The sequence below is a fragment of the Prochlorococcus marinus subsp. marinus str. CCMP1375 genome (assembly GCF_000007925.1).
Classification (GTDB): Bacteria; Cyanobacteriota; Cyanobacteriia; order PCC-6307; family Cyanobiaceae; genus Prochlorococcus_E; species Prochlorococcus_E marinus.
Map to the genome: position 1 here is coordinate 1,293,743 of NC_005042.1, position 13,168 is coordinate 1,306,910.

Here is a 13,168-nt window from a genome sequence, read left to right on the forward strand (position 1 = left end):
CATTTCAATCTCACTAATCATTGGAGCAGTTTTAATAGATCTATTGATTGGGGACCCTAAGTTCATACCCCATCCAGTAGAAATAATGGGGTGCTTGATCAAATTTCTAAGAGAGAAGGTTGAATCATCTGTACATAAAGGCCGTTTATTTTTTAGATTTGGAGGAACTCTAATAACATTTTCTGTTATTAGTCTAAGCGCACTATGTGGTTGGATTATTGAGCAATTGCTTTTCACAAGTTTTTTCCCAATCCCACAAGCTTTATCATATTTAATTGTTATTTTTGCATTAGCAAGTTCTTTAGCAGCCAAAAGCTTAAAGAGAAGTGTTCTAGAGATAATTAATTCACTGAACAATGATTTATTTAAAGATAATCTTGAATTAGCTCAAGAAAAACTAAGTCATATTGTAGGGAGAGATGTTGATAAACTAGACAGGAATGAAATACTTCGTGCAACAGCGGAGTCAGCTAGTGAAAATGCAGTTGACGGAATATTCGCACCATTATTTTGGATGCTTATAGGAATTATTTCATGGAATATCTCAACAACATTTCCAGGTCCATTAGCTTTTGCTTGGTTTTTCAAAGCCACAAGCACTATTGATTCTATGCTTGGTTATAAAGTAGGAAATCTTAGATGGATAGGCGAGTCAGGTGCCCGCCTAGACGATATTCTTACATTTTTACCCTGCAGGTTAGTTCTTATTTCTCTACCTCTAATTAGTAATAATTGGATGAAATTATTCTATATAATAAGAAAGGCATGGAGCGAAGGCTCAAAGGACATCTCTCCCAATTCTGGTATTTCAGAAGCTATTTTTGCACACTGTGCACAAGTACAGATGGGAGGAATAAATACATATAACAAACATTCTATCGAAAAACCAATCTTGGCCAAAAATGCGCCAATTGCAAACATTCAAAACATCAAGAAGATCTTAAATCTCTCCCTTAGACTTGAAATACTTTGGATAATTATATTAATCTCATTACATCTATTACTTAGCTAAATATAAATCAATAAGCTCCTCTATCTCGTGGGAAAAGAAGTACTCCAAAAGTTCTTAAAAATATTCTCAGATCCATAATAAAACTTCTTTTCCTCACGTAAAAGAGGTCAAGCATAACTCTTCTTCTATACGTTAAATTATTACGTCCACTAACTTGCCATAGACCTGTTATTCCAGGTCTTACAGAGGCAACTTCTTTCATATATGGACCATAACGTTGTACTTCTTGCAGCACTATTGGTCTAGGTCCTACAATGCTCATATGTCCTTGAAGGACATTGAAAAATTGTGGGAGCTCATCTAAACTTGAAACTCTTAAGAAGCGACCTATTGGAGTAATCCTAGGATCATCGCGAAGCTTAAAATCCTTCTCAAACTCAGCTTTAAGAGAAGGTTCTCTTGCTAAAAGATTTTCCAACAAACTATCTGCTTCTGGATGCATTGTGCGAAACTTAATACAACCAAAAAACATATAATTACGGCCCAACCTTTCTTGAAGATAAAAAACAGGTCCTGGCGAACTTAATTTAACTAATAAACCTATTAAAATAAAAAAAGGTGCTCCAACTAAAATTACTAGTAAAGAAAAAACTATATCACCAGTCCTCTTTATAGTTCTGTCATAGCGACACTGTCTTTCCAGCAATTCTTGTGTAGAAAGATCATCTGGAGAAAGTGAGGACTTAAGAAAAGAGTGCTCAAAGAAATCTGAGTTGTTATTTTTGTCCAGCGGAGTTCTTTTCATAAAAGAATTTTACTCATGAAAACTCATTGAAAATGAATCCTCATCAAAAATCATGATTTTTTGAATTCAAAAGGATCACTTGATGAAATAGTGCATTTGTTTAAATGAGCATGCCAAGCTTTATTTAGGACAACCTCAAATTTCTTTGAGAATTCATCATGGCTAAATTTTTGCGCCCATTCGTTAATTGCTTCAGAACTCATTTGTTCCCATAATTTCTTTTCTTCAAACCAATTAATAGCTTCTATTAAAGATTGCACTTTTTGATGCTGGAAAAGTATACCTGTTGAAGATTGAATTCCTCTGGAAGCACATCTAACTGTATCCAACAAGCCTCCTTTGCCTAAAGCAATTACTGGCGCACCTGACGCCATTGCTTCCACTGGAGCTATACCAAAGTCCTCAACCCCTGCATATACATAAGCACGACATTTTTGCATCAAGTCTTCAACAATTTGTTTATTTTGATAACCCATAATTTTAACATTTGGACCTGCTATACGTTTTAAGAAAGATCTTTCAGGGCCATCACCAACTATCAGCAAAGGAAGTCCTAAAGAGTTAAATGCACGAACCACCAAATCAACTTTCTTATTGGGAACTAAACGGCAAAGGCAAAGATAATAATCATCTCTATCTTGAGTAAAAGTAAATCGATCTACATCTACAGGTGGATGAACAACTATAGATTCACGGCCCCAATACTTCAAAATTCTTCTAGCAGTAAAACGAGAGTTAGCCAACAAGCAATCCACTCTTGCACTACTTAATTGATCCCATTGTCTTAATTTATGTAATTGCCAACGAATAACTGGTCCACAGCCAATTCTTCGCAAAAAAGATCTTTGCAAATAGACCTCCATTTGATCCCATGCATATCTAACAGGAGTATGGATGTAGCTGAGATGCAACTGATCCGGAGAAGTAAGAACACCCTTAGCGACAAGATGACTACTACTAATAACTAATGGATATTCTTTTAGATCTATTTGTTCAATTGCATAAGGTAGAAGGGGTAAATAACTCTGAACATGACTAATACCAAACGGCAAGCCTTGGATACAGCTAGTATTTACAGAACGTCCAGACAACCAACTCTCAGATCTAATACTTTCAGCATCAATAAGAGCACATAGGCTTGCAGAACTTCCTAAAGACGAGATTATTTCATCTACTGCACGGACCACTTGCTCAGAACCGCCAGAAGAACGAGGAGAAAACCACTCATGAACAAGAGCTATATCTTTAGGGAAATCATGCATAAAAGTAGAGAAATAACAAAAAAAATGTAATGGGGATTTTCCTCAGGCAAAAGGCACAATATTAATAAAGCTATTTCTTAGAGCGAAAAAGAATAACAGTCCAAAAAAAGATGATAAGGATATAAGATATCTAACATAGCCTTTAGCTCTGGGCAACCTAAGGTAGGAAGCCACCATAACAAGTAGAGCTATGATTCCAATGATTAACATAGAAATCTCTGAGGTATTATTTAGATTTAAAGTTATACTATAATCATAATTAAGTAATCTCAAAGGCTTAATTTGCAACTCAGAAGAAATATGTTTATAAAACAAAATCGAGACATATACTGTAGAGAATAAAATACTATTTATTAATATGAAGGAGACAGGTTTTGTAAGCCTATTGATTGTTCTGTTAAAGCTAACAAGTAAAAGCCCAATAAAAAAGGAAGCCAGGAGTGGAATTAGTGGTATTAGAATAGCAGAGTCAATGAGATTTGGCATTAGCATCAATTTCTTTTCACCCATGACATTAACTCGTCTATGAGTTATCTAATAGGGATTAAAAATAAAATAAAACAATTCGCTCTTATAAAATAGCTTGATTTAACAATTAAAGTTTAAAATTTGATTAGGCAATAGTAATTACAACCATTCTGGGATAATTTCATTAAAATAGAAGGTTCATTATCTTCTTGAATAATATTTTAGAAACAAATCAAGCTTAAGTTAGCTAAGTTAAAGGTTGGACTTAGAACTAATAGAGTAATAAAATGAGAAAAACTCTATAGCGCAATGCATATATACTACATATTTCTAATCCTTATCGTTCTCTTAATTTCTATAGCAAGTTTCAGATTATATGTAGTTGAAAGGTTCCATCACCTTTCTTTGAATAAAAGAAAAATCAAGAAAAGAAGAAAAAAACTACTGAAAAACAAAAAAACAAATAAAATTTAGACAGATTATTGAATTTTAATGCGCATGGAAGATAATCTAAATCAAAAGAATGAAGAAGATCGCTTCGATGAGAATCTTATAGGTTCTCGCAAAGAAATTACAGGCACTTCAGACGCTAAATGGGTAGATAATAACGACAATGAGGTTACTCAAGTTTTTGGGTTTAATGAAAATGCAGAACTTGTAAACTCTAGAGCTGCAATGATTGGGTTTATAATGCTGATATTAACTGAATTGATTTTCAATGGAAAGCCAGTTACTCTTTCAATTTTCGGCATAAACTAATGATAACTCCATGCTTCTTCTGAAGCGAAGTGCTATATCATTAATTATTATTATCTGAGAAAAATGAGCAAAAAAGACTGGTTAAGCATTTTATATGTTTCTTTTGCTGTAATTATTTGGGGCACAATAGGATCTCTAATTGATTACCCTCTATTACAAAATAATGTGTATTTAGCTGGATCACTAGGCCAGTACTCCACTTTCATAATTTCAGGCATATTAACTTCAGTTGCTGCAATAATCTTATTTAAAAGAACTTTCAAGTAAGTTTTTCCTCACTAATATTTTTAATATCTATACCTTTTCATTACATCTGCTGGTTGATTTGATTTAGCAGAGTCAAAAAGGATCCATTGCCTAGTTTCCGTATCATGATCACACCCTGCTTCAGAGGAATTAAGCGCACTCAACTCAAAATGACATGCTTGATCTGCCTCAAAAGCTGATCTGTATTTGCTTTTCAAAGATAAGCTGACTAAAAGGAACGTGAACAAAATCAATAATGAAACAACAATGCCAATAACTATCTTCATAACAAAAGCTATCCCATAAGCTTAAATACTAGTACTTATTTAAACTTATGGTGGGGAAGGCTGTGATTTACTTGTCCAATCATCCAAGTGTTTTAAGTGCTATGTAACTTTAATGTTTTAACTATATATATAAAGTTCTCTCCGATCGTAAAAAGCAACAATAGCCTAATTGCTCGCATTATCTACTTAAACTCTCCCAAGAAAATCTTTTTGCCCATTTCCAGATAACCAAAAGACTGTAAAAACTAGCTTTGAGCTAACGCCTTATCTCAACTGTCACTGTGACAGTTGAGATAGCTACCTTGATCCTGCCCGTAAAAATAAACTTTAGTAATAATTATATTGTGAGGAGTTGAGATTTAGCGAAGGAGTCGAAACTAGGAAAGACTTCCTAAGCCAATCTCAAATAAAAGCCCTGCTATTAGCAGGGCTTTTATTTTTCTATTAATGTTAAAGGCATTCTACGAGCCCATTTAAGTAATCAGAGCCCTCAATCATTCTTAGAATTACTAATCAATATTCAAAAGTTTGTAAAGATCGTCAATATTAAATTAAGAACTAACGTTACGCAAAAGAATTATCTTTCTTAAATAAAATCCTTAACTTCGTCCAACGTTATAAACAAATTGCTGGAAGGCTGGAATATAAAAATACGCTGCTACTGCCAAAACAAGCAGTAGATTCAACCCTAAAACAATTGAACCTATAATAATGCGTTGCCTTTTACCTGGGGTTTTATACTCAAACCCCCCTACTTTAATAAGAACCTCTTCAGAGGGTGGGTTGGGTTGAGATTTTGAATTTGATTTAACTTTCTTCGATTTGGAATTGTTCAAGACAAGCTCTGGATCTTTTGGTTGTCTTGATTCTTCTGAAGATGGTTTTTTATTTCCCATTTAATCAACATAGCTTTGTATTATTCTATTATAAGAATTACCAGTAAAGCCAAGTTAAATTAATACATTAAAGTTAAATTAAATAATTCAAACCCTTATTGTTTTGTATTTACTCCATTTACTTTCAATTTAAAGAGCTGCATGCTATTTTTAAATCTTTTAGGTTTTCTTTATAAATTCGGCCTTTTTTCATTTTAAACATTGCCATGATTAACCTAGATTCCAATCCAAGTAATCTTGTCTCGCAAGCATAATATTCTTTAGATCGCGCAAGCAACTTAAGTTCTTCTACTTCGTCTAAAGCAATTTTACATCTATCTTTACTATCTGAGTGAAAACATTGATATGACAAAGATTGAATTGCTTGTATAGTTCCAGCTTGTATCTCGTCAAATAATAGGGAGGAGATTATTATAATAAATGTACTTATTAATAAAAAATTAATTCCTAAGTACTTATTCAGACTTGTATTTGAGTATTTCATCAAAATAATAAAGTAAGTTTATCTTGAACTTTTCTATTAAATATACTTTTTAGATTATTATTATCATTTTTCAATTCACTTAGCAACTCAAGAGCAGACAAATCAGATCCTTTAGGTACTAGGTTCAGACTAGATGCAAGTAACCCTATTATTTTAGAAGCTGAAAAACCTTTATCTCTGTAAAAAACAAGTGAATGGTCTTTATTTGTCTTGGATAATTTTCTTCCTTCAAAATCTAATAAAAGCGGAGCATGCTTATAAGAAATTGGTCCTTGGCGCAAAGCTTTAATTATTGCAAGTTGTGCAAATACTTGTTCAGCTAAATCTTGACCTCTAACAACTTCATTTATTCCTAGTGTTAATTCATCAACAACTGTTGCTAAATGATAAGCGATTAATCCATCAGCTCTTCTTACTATTATATCCCCACAAAGGAATGAAAATTCTTTTGCAACTTTAAGTCTCCAACTAGGTTTTCTATTGTTTCTGTATTCTGTAAATTTTTTTTTCTCTCTGCATTTACCAGAATATAAAAAAGGTCCATTTTGTAAATCATTTGCTTTTGAAAGCATTCTACGAGAACAGGTACATGGAAATAATTTCTCTTCACTTCTTAAAATAGAAAGTACACTGCTATAAATATTTATCCTCTCGCTTTGAAATATTGTTGGTTTATCCCAAGTAATACCTAACCAACTAAGATCATCTTTAATTTTCTCAGATGAACCTAATCGATTTCTGGGTTTATCCAGATCATCAATTCTCAAGAGAAATTTTCCAGAAAAAAGTCTTGCTCTTAGCCACGCGATCAATGCAGTGCGCAAATTTCCTAAATGAAGATCTCCTGATGGGGTTGGAGCAAAGCGACCTCTATATCCTTGCTGTCGCAAATAATCCCCATGCTCAAGCATCTTATTCAGGCTTTCAGGGGAAACATCTATGTCATCCATAAAAAGATTAGGAGCCAACAATTTATTGGCTCCTAAAATCAAGGTTGGATTCGTTCAAAATAATCTAACTGTTATTTAAAAACAGCTAAATCAACCCTGAACACGATCCTTAAAGAGTTTACCCGCAGTAAATGCAGGGACTCGCTTTGCTGGGATCTTGATTTTTTCACCAGTTTTTGGATTTAAACCCTGACGGGCTGAGCGATCACGAGGTTCAAATGAGCCAAACCCAAGAATGGAGACTTTTTTGCCTTCAACTACTGAGTCAACAATTGTTTCTATGGCAGCATCGACAACAAGTGCCACGTCTGTCTTAGTTAGCTCTGTTCGAGCTGCAACCAAATTAACTAGATCTGCTTTGTTCATTGGAAAAGTGTGTTGTAGCAGAGAGTGAAAGGCGAAAAAGCTCGTGAAGAGTTAATCATCAAACACTCGATCCCGCTTATCGTATGGAGCTAAAGCTATTGAGGCAATAGAAAAGTAAGTTGGTGCAAAGCTTTATACCAAAACTTTACGGAGAATTAACTATTGTCCATTGGGTTTCCAAGCAGTCCAAGGGAAAAGCTTTTGACTATCAGAAGAATGCGAAACTACTCCTGAAGCTAGTGATGGTCTATGTTCTGAAGGAAGCCATTGAATTAATTTAACCAAGCTGTTTTGCTGATTTGTCCAATGAAAAGTGTTTCGAGTACGAACTGCGCCAACTTGAGCATTTGCAAATGGAATTAACAAACGTCCGCAGAACAGCACATTCCAAGGCGAAGGAGCATACACAACACAGCTCCCAGGTGTTGTTCCAGGAGTCCAAAGTAATTTTAAGCCTGCAGCAGTAATAGCCTCCTCTCTAAAACTTTCAAGATTTTTTATTCCTGGGAGTAAATAAGCCTCTTGTTCTTGAATAAGCACTGGCCAACCAAATTTTTTGTTTAAATCTGATATTTTGTTATGACCATCACGACTAGTAAGAAGAATTTTAGGATTAGAGGCTTTTGAAAGCTGCTCCAAATCATTTATTACTTGGGGAGTGAGCTCAGGGCAATCAATCAAAACAGGCTCAGGCTCGCAATTCAACCACCAAGCAGCCATGCCTTGAGAAGAATTCTTGGAGGGGAACATCCATAACCAATCTCTAATTTGTTGAACAGAGTTACTCAAATCCACTGAAGAGAAACCAAAATTGAAGTTGCTAAAAATAACTATGGCATTAGCTTGTATTTAATGCTTACTGTCGAAGGGAAAAATTCAGTGGGCAAAATCAACCTTGGCACTGCTTGGCCTCTAGGAAGCTCAATAACTAAAAGAGGGGTTAATTTTTCAGTTGCCGCTCCAAATGCAAGTTACGTAGAGCTTTTATTATTTAATAATGCAAATGATTCAACGCCTAAAGAAATAGTCAAGCTTAATTCAGAGAATAAGTCTGGCGATTATTGGCATATTGAAGTTGAAGGCATAACAATCGGCTGTAATTATGCATACAGAGTTTATGGGAAGGGTGATTTAGGAGATGCCAACAAACACTGTGGAAAAATATTATTAGACCCTTGTGCCAGAGAAATATCAGGATGGGATGAATTTCAAAGAATTTCATCTAAAGAAGAAATACCTAATCTGAGCAATTGTCTAAAAGGAATTGTTTCTGAAAGAGACGAGTTCAATTTCAATGCTCACCCTAGGCCAAGACACCCTTGGCATAAAACAATTATTTATGAGTTGCATGTAGGCGGTTTTACAAGAAGTGTTTCATCTGGTTTAAAGAGTGGCAACAAAGGTACTTTCCTAGGTCTAATCGAAAAAATTCCTTATTTAAAAGATTTAGGAATTACAACTATTGAGCTGCTTCCTGTATTTGCATTTGACCCTTCAGATGCACCTTATGGAGTAGAAAATTTTTGGGGTTACAGCCCAGTTAACTGGTTTACACCCCATCAAAGTTTTATTTCAAAAGTAGATAATCTAAGTCCTCGAGATCAATTTAGAAAGCTAGTGGCTACCTGCCATGACAATGGAATAGAGATCATATTAGATGTTGTTTATAACCACACAACAGAAGGGAATGAAAATGGTCCTGTTATTAGTTGGAAAGGATTTGGGGAATCAATTTATTATCACAAAAATGAACAAGATGAATTCTTAGATGTAACTGGTTGTGGAAATACCATTGCAGCAAATCAACCGATTGTTAGGCAATTAATACTCGAATCAATCAAGTGCTGGAGCCAAGAACTTGGCGTGGATGGTTTTCGGTTTGATTTGGGGGTTGCATTAAGTAGAGGCAAAGATTTAGCTCCACTTGACTCGCCTCCAATATTTGAAGAGATTGAATCTGATCCATTGTTTAGCGAGTTAAAATTAATAAGTGAGCCATGGGATTGTGGTGGTTTATATCGCCTTTCTGACTTTCCAGCTAAAAGAGTTAGCACTTGGAACGGACATTTTAGAGATGACCTTAGAAGATTTTGGAAAGGTGATAAAGATAGTACTTGGGCCTTAAAAGATAGACTTCTAGGTAGTCCCTCAATCTACAAAAACAACAAAAACTCTGTAGAAAAATCTATTAATTTTATAACTTCACATGATGGATTTACGCTAATTGACCTAGTTAGTTTCGATAAAAAACACAATCTTTCTAATGGTGAAAGTAACCGAGATGGCGAAAATCATAACAACAGCTGGAACCATGGAGTAGAAGGACCTACCACAAATCAGAAATTAAACATGATTAGACAGAGACAACAACGCAATCTTTTATCTAGTTTGTTGTTATCTCCAGGTGTACCAATGCTTCTTATGGGAGATGAAGTGGGAAGAAGTCAAGGTGGAAATAATAATGCTTGGTGTCAAAATACTTCTATTGGATGGATGATATGGAATACAGGTAGCTGCGATAATGAATTAAAAGATTTTGTCAAAAACCTCATATCCATTAGGAAAAATCTTTCAGAATTTTTCAGCCCAGAAACTACACCAATTTCACACCCTTCTATTTCTCAAAATAATAAAAACCACTGGGTTCAATGGCATGGAGTTAAAACTAATACTCCTGATTGGGGCAGTTGGTCCCACACAATTAGCTATAGCATTAATAAAGGAGATCAAGGTTCTTTAATGTGGCTAGGGTTAAACGCATATGATCAATCAATGAAATTTCAATTACCACATCCAATCTCAGCATGGATGAAATTAATTGATACCACTTCAAATATGAATGATGGGCTCAATTCTAAAGAAATATCAAATCAAAATGAAATACACCTAGAAAGCAGAAGTCTTGTTTTACTAGCATCAAATGAATACCGCAAATCCTTAAGTGTCTAGAAATAATTTAAACAAGCGGGCGGCGGGAATCGAACCCGCATCATCAGCTTGGAAGGCTGAGGTTTTACCACTAAACTACGCCCGCACTAAAAGCAAACTGCAATCAGTCCTAATTCAATAGGTTCTGAATTTGTTTTAGTACTTATCCATTATTACCTTGTGCAGCCCCCTTTAACGAGACCAAGAAAGACTAAATTCCTCGGCAGCAGGTCACGTAGGAGGTTAATGCTTTCCTATGGATTAGGAGATGCTGGTACTGGCTTGGCTGCGACTCAACTTGGGTTCTACCTTTTTACCTTTTTCACTAGCACTGCAGGACTGCCTGCTTTTATGGCAGGTTCTTTACTAATGGTAATAAAGGTCTGGGATGCAATAAATGATCCTCTAATTGGCTGGCTAAGCGATCACACAAAATCAAAATGGGGGCCCAGGATTCCCTGGATGATAGGTGCAGCTGTACCTCTTGGGCTGAGTCTTGCGGCTATTTGGTGGGTACCTCCTGGTAATACATTTGAAAAAACTAGTTATTACATATTCATAACCGTAATTCTTATGACTGCTTATACCAGTGTGAACCTTCCTTTTGCTGCCTTAGCAACAGAAATAACTGAAGACACTTCAATAAGAACTCGACTTAACGCAGCAAGGTTTACGGGTTCTATTCTGGCTGGATTGACTGGGCTTGTTGTAGCAGCATCGCTTTTATCGTCAGGAAACAATGGCTATGTCCAAATGGGTCGAATTACCGGCTTAATAGCAACTTGCGCCACTTTGATTTCATGCTGGGGTCTCTCTCCATTTGCAAAGAAAGCAAGAAAACCAATAATTACTTCTGAACCGATAAAATTTCAATTCCAACGGATATATAACAACAAAAAATTCCTCAAAATCATTGGTCTTTATTTGCTTCTCTGGTGTGGGCTCCAATTAATGCAAACAGTTTCGCTAATTTATTTAGAGCAAGTAATGAGAGTACCAACAGAAATTTCAAAATGGATCCCTGTTCCTTTTCAACTTAGTGCACTAGTAGGTCTTCAATTCTGGAGTCTTTACTCAAACAAGAATGGCCGCATTAAGGCACTTTTCAAGGGTTCATTTATCTGGATAACTGCATGCTTAATTGCAATGATTTTACCTCCAATTTCTTCTGGTGTTGATTTTCAAAGCCTTTTAATTCTAGATAATTCCCAATCATGGAAGATGGTTATGTTATTAATAACAATCCTTTGCTTAGGATTTGGTGCTTCAACAGCATATTTAATCCCTTGGTCTTTGCTTCCAGATGCTATAGACGCTGATCCAGATAAACCTGCAGGAATTTATACAGCTTGGATGGTCTTGATTCAGAAAATTGGGATTGGAATAAGTGTCCAGTTGCTTGGTCTTTTGCTTTCGTTGTCAGGTTATCGATCATCTAATGATTGCGTTGATCTTGTTAATTGCATGGAGCAATCAGATACTGCAATAACAACCATCCGAATCTGCATGGGTCTAATACCTACATTGCTTGTAGTTCTTGGTTTATTAATAATGAAAAACTGGTCTAATCACAACAATCGCCCTTACCAGATAAACAACTTATGAAAACACCCCGTTGGCTTAAACGACTTGGCAGTAGCTGCATTATAGGAGGGCAAGCTGTCACTTCTACTACGAAAGGTCGTTTTAACAAAGCAGACTTAATTGATCAACTTATGGAAGCAGGGCCAGCAAGCTTTCTAATTGTTCTAATTACTGGAGTCTCAGCAGGTACAGTTTTTAATATCCAAGTCGCTGCTGAACTAAGTCGACAAGGTCTTGGGTCTGAAGTAGGTGGTCTTCTTGCAATTGGTTTAGCAAGAGAAATTGCTCCATTGCTGACCGCAACACTCCTTACAGGAAAAGTTGCGACAGCCTATGCTGCTCAATTAGGAACAATGAAAGTCACAGAACAGATAGATGCAATAACTATGCTAAAAACAGATCCAGTGGAATACCTGGTCGTACCAAGATTAATAGCAATGGTTGTGATGGCTCCTTTACAATGCTTATTGTTTTTCTCAGTAGCATTATGGAGTGGACAAGTCAGTAGCACGGCCTTTTACAGCATCCCTCCTAATGTTTTCTGGAATTCAGTCAAGGAATGGATCGTACTAACTGATCTCCCATTCATGCTAATCAAAGCAGTTGTTTTTGGTCTACAGATTGCTGTAATAGCATGCGGTTGGGGCCTAACTACTCGAGGTGGTGCAAAAGAAGTAGGGACGAGTACTACTGGTGCAGTAGTAATGACTCTATTAACTGTTTCATTAATGGATGTTGTTTTAACCAAAGTTCTATTTAGCTAATTCCTATGAAAAGTTCATCTCCAACTGATAACGCTGAGGTAGTAATACTTGAGCCAATGTATAGACTGCCTTTATTAATAATATTAATAGGAATATTTAGTTTAATAAGCCCCTTTCAAACATGGATAGGAATTACAATAAGTAGTTTTGGGCTATTTTTATTAATTCAATCTTTTACTCTTAGACTGAAATTTACTTCAGAAGACCTAATTGTAATGCAATTAGGGAAAGAGATAAGATGCTTCCCTTTTAAGAACTGGCTTGCATGGAGAATTTTCCTTCCTCAATTACCTGGTATTCTTTACTTCAGAGAAACTGCAAGTCCTCACCTCTTGCCAATCCTTTTTGATAGAACAATGCTAGAAACCCAATTAAAATTACGTGTTGGCTCTAAAGAGATAACACAAAAATAAAAAT

General features: G+C 35.6%; 14 protein-coding genes and 1 tRNA gene. 6 read left to right on the top strand and 9 right to left on the bottom strand.

Annotated features, from left to right (window positions below; genetic code table 11):
• The first annotated feature begins 7 nt into the window (after positions 1–7).
• Entirely contained in the window at positions 8–1,012 is a 1,005-nt protein-coding gene (gene cbiB, locus PRO_RS06855; RefSeq protein WP_268741282.1) for an adenosylcobinamide-phosphate synthase CbiB, read from the top strand.
• A 7-nt stretch (positions 1,013–1,019) separates the two neighbouring features.
• Here cbiB and PRO_RS06860 read toward each other — a convergent pair whose 3' ends face one another.
• The gene (locus PRO_RS06860) at positions 1,020–1,757 is read right to left on the bottom strand and encodes a sugar transferase (RefSeq protein WP_011125542.1); all 738 of its coding nucleotides are present in this window, start codon (positions 1,755–1,757) and stop codon (positions 1,020–1,022) included.
• Positions 1,758–1,807: 50 nt separating this feature from the next.
• On the bottom strand, positions 1,808–3,019 hold the full coding sequence (locus PRO_RS06865) for a glycosyltransferase (protein WP_011125543.1): 1,212 nt from the start codon (positions 3,017–3,019) through the stop codon (positions 1,808–1,810).
• Positions 3,020–3,979: 960 nt separating this feature from the next.
• Here PRO_RS06865 and PRO_RS06870 point away from each other — a divergent pair.
• On the top strand, positions 3,980–4,246 hold the full coding sequence (locus tag PRO_RS06870; protein WP_011125546.1) for a high light inducible protein: 267 nt from the start codon (positions 3,980–3,982) through the stop codon (positions 4,244–4,246).
• A 287-nt stretch (positions 4,247–4,533) separates the two neighbouring features.
• Here the strand turns inward: PRO_RS06870 and PRO_RS06875 are convergent, their stop codons facing one another.
• From PRO_RS06875 to PRO_RS06900, 6 genes are all read right to left on the bottom strand, one after another.
• Positions 4,534–4,779, bottom strand: coding sequence for a hypothetical protein (locus PRO_RS06875; protein ID WP_011125548.1), 246 nt, complete (start codon positions 4,777–4,779; stop codon positions 4,534–4,536).
• A gap of 599 nt (positions 4,780–5,378) precedes the next feature.
• Positions 5,379–5,675: a hypothetical protein gene (locus PRO_RS06880; RefSeq protein WP_011125549.1), complete on the bottom strand. Its 297-nt coding sequence runs from the start codon at positions 5,673–5,675 to the stop codon at positions 5,379–5,381.
• A gap of 124 nt (positions 5,676–5,799) precedes the next feature.
• A complete protein-coding gene (locus PRO_RS06885) occupies positions 5,800–6,159 on the bottom strand; it encodes a hypothetical protein (protein ID WP_036891915.1) in 360 nt (119 codons plus the stop codon).
• Entirely contained in the window at positions 6,159–7,109 is a 951-nt protein-coding gene (gene gluQRS / locus PRO_RS06890) for a tRNA glutamyl-Q(34) synthetase GluQRS (protein WP_011125551.1), read from the bottom strand. The genes PRO_RS06885 and gluQRS overlap by 1 nt, the downstream gene beginning before the upstream one ends.
• 90 nt (positions 7,110–7,199) lie before the next feature.
• Positions 7,200–7,475: an HU family DNA-binding protein gene (locus tag PRO_RS06895; protein ID WP_011125552.1), complete on the bottom strand. Its 276-nt coding sequence runs from the start codon at positions 7,473–7,475 to the stop codon at positions 7,200–7,202.
• A 159-nt stretch (positions 7,476–7,634) separates the two neighbouring features.
• Positions 7,635–8,270 (bottom strand): MBL fold metallo-hydrolase, encoded by a 636-nt coding sequence (locus tag PRO_RS06900; RefSeq protein WP_011125553.1) that lies wholly within the window; start codon positions 8,268–8,270, stop codon positions 7,635–7,637.
• Between the two features lie 57 nt (positions 8,271–8,327).
• Between PRO_RS06900 and PRO_RS06905 the strand changes: the two genes are divergently transcribed.
• The gene (locus tag PRO_RS06905) at positions 8,328–10,424 is read left to right on the top strand and encodes a glycogen debranching protein (protein WP_052039698.1); all 2,097 of its coding nucleotides are present in this window, start codon (positions 8,328–8,330) and stop codon (positions 10,422–10,424) included.
• Between the two features lie 14 nt (positions 10,425–10,438).
• Here the strand turns inward: PRO_RS06905 and PRO_RS06910 are convergent.
• Positions 10,439–10,509: transfer RNA gene (locus PRO_RS06910), tRNA-Gly, on the bottom strand.
• 140 nt (positions 10,510–10,649) lie between these two features.
• Here PRO_RS06910 and PRO_RS06915 point away from each other — a divergent pair.
• Genes PRO_RS06915 through PRO_RS06925 form a run of 3 tightly spaced genes read left to right on the top strand, consistent with a single transcriptional unit; the run spans position 10,650 to position 13,164 of the window.
• Positions 10,650–12,008, top strand: coding sequence for an MFS transporter (locus tag PRO_RS06915; protein WP_011125555.1), 1,359 nt, complete (start codon positions 10,650–10,652; stop codon positions 12,006–12,008).
• Positions 12,005–12,751, top strand: coding sequence for an MlaE family ABC transporter permease (locus PRO_RS06920; protein WP_011125556.1), 747 nt, complete (start codon positions 12,005–12,007; stop codon positions 12,749–12,751). The genes PRO_RS06915 and PRO_RS06920 overlap by 4 nt, the downstream gene beginning before the upstream one ends.
• A gap of 5 nt (positions 12,752–12,756) precedes the next feature.
• The gene (locus PRO_RS06925) at positions 12,757–13,164 is read left to right on the top strand and encodes a DUF3119 family protein (protein WP_011125557.1); all 408 of its coding nucleotides are present in this window, start codon (positions 12,757–12,759) and stop codon (positions 13,162–13,164) included.
• Positions 13,165–13,168 lie beyond the last annotated feature (4 nt).

What these genes read in the sequence shown, in the direction of transcription:
- PRO_RS06870 (WP_011125546.1), top strand. Translation starts at nt 3,980, where the DNA reads ATGCGCATGGAAGATAATCTAAATCAAAAGAATGAAGAAGATCGCTTC.
- PRO_RS06905 (WP_052039698.1), top strand. Translation starts at nt 8,328, where the DNA reads ATGCTTACTGTCGAAGGGAAAAATTCAGTGGGCAAAATCAACCTTGGC.
- PRO_RS06860 (WP_011125542.1), bottom strand. Translation starts at nt 1,757, where the DNA reads ATGAAAAGAACTCCGCTGGACAAAAATAACAACTCAGATTTCTTTGAG.
- PRO_RS06920 (WP_011125556.1), top strand. Translation starts at nt 12,005, where the DNA reads ATGAAAACACCCCGTTGGCTTAAACGACTTGGCAGTAGCTGCATTATA.
- PRO_RS06895 (WP_011125552.1), bottom strand. Translation starts at nt 7,475, where the DNA reads ATGAACAAAGCAGATCTAGTTAATTTGGTTGCAGCTCGAACAGAGCTA.
- PRO_RS06865 (WP_011125543.1), bottom strand. Translation starts at nt 3,019, where the DNA reads ATGCATGATTTCCCTAAAGATATAGCTCTTGTTCATGAGTGGTTTTCT.
- gluQRS (WP_011125551.1), bottom strand. Translation starts at nt 7,109, where the DNA reads ATGGATGACATAGATGTTTCCCCTGAAAGCCTGAATAAGATGCTTGAG.
- PRO_RS06880 (WP_011125549.1), bottom strand. Translation starts at nt 5,675, where the DNA reads ATGGGAAATAAAAAACCATCTTCAGAAGAATCAAGACAACCAAAAGAT.
- PRO_RS06875 (WP_011125548.1), bottom strand. Translation starts at nt 4,779, where the DNA reads ATGAAGATAGTTATTGGCATTGTTGTTTCATTATTGATTTTGTTCACG.
- PRO_RS06925 (WP_011125557.1), top strand. Translation starts at nt 12,757, where the DNA reads ATGAAAAGTTCATCTCCAACTGATAACGCTGAGGTAGTAATACTTGAG.
- PRO_RS06885 (WP_036891915.1), bottom strand. Translation starts at nt 6,159, where the DNA reads ATGAAATACTCAAATACAAGTCTGAATAAGTACTTAGGAATTAATTTT.
- PRO_RS06915 (WP_011125555.1), top strand. Translation starts at nt 10,650, where the DNA reads ATGCTTTCCTATGGATTAGGAGATGCTGGTACTGGCTTGGCTGCGACT.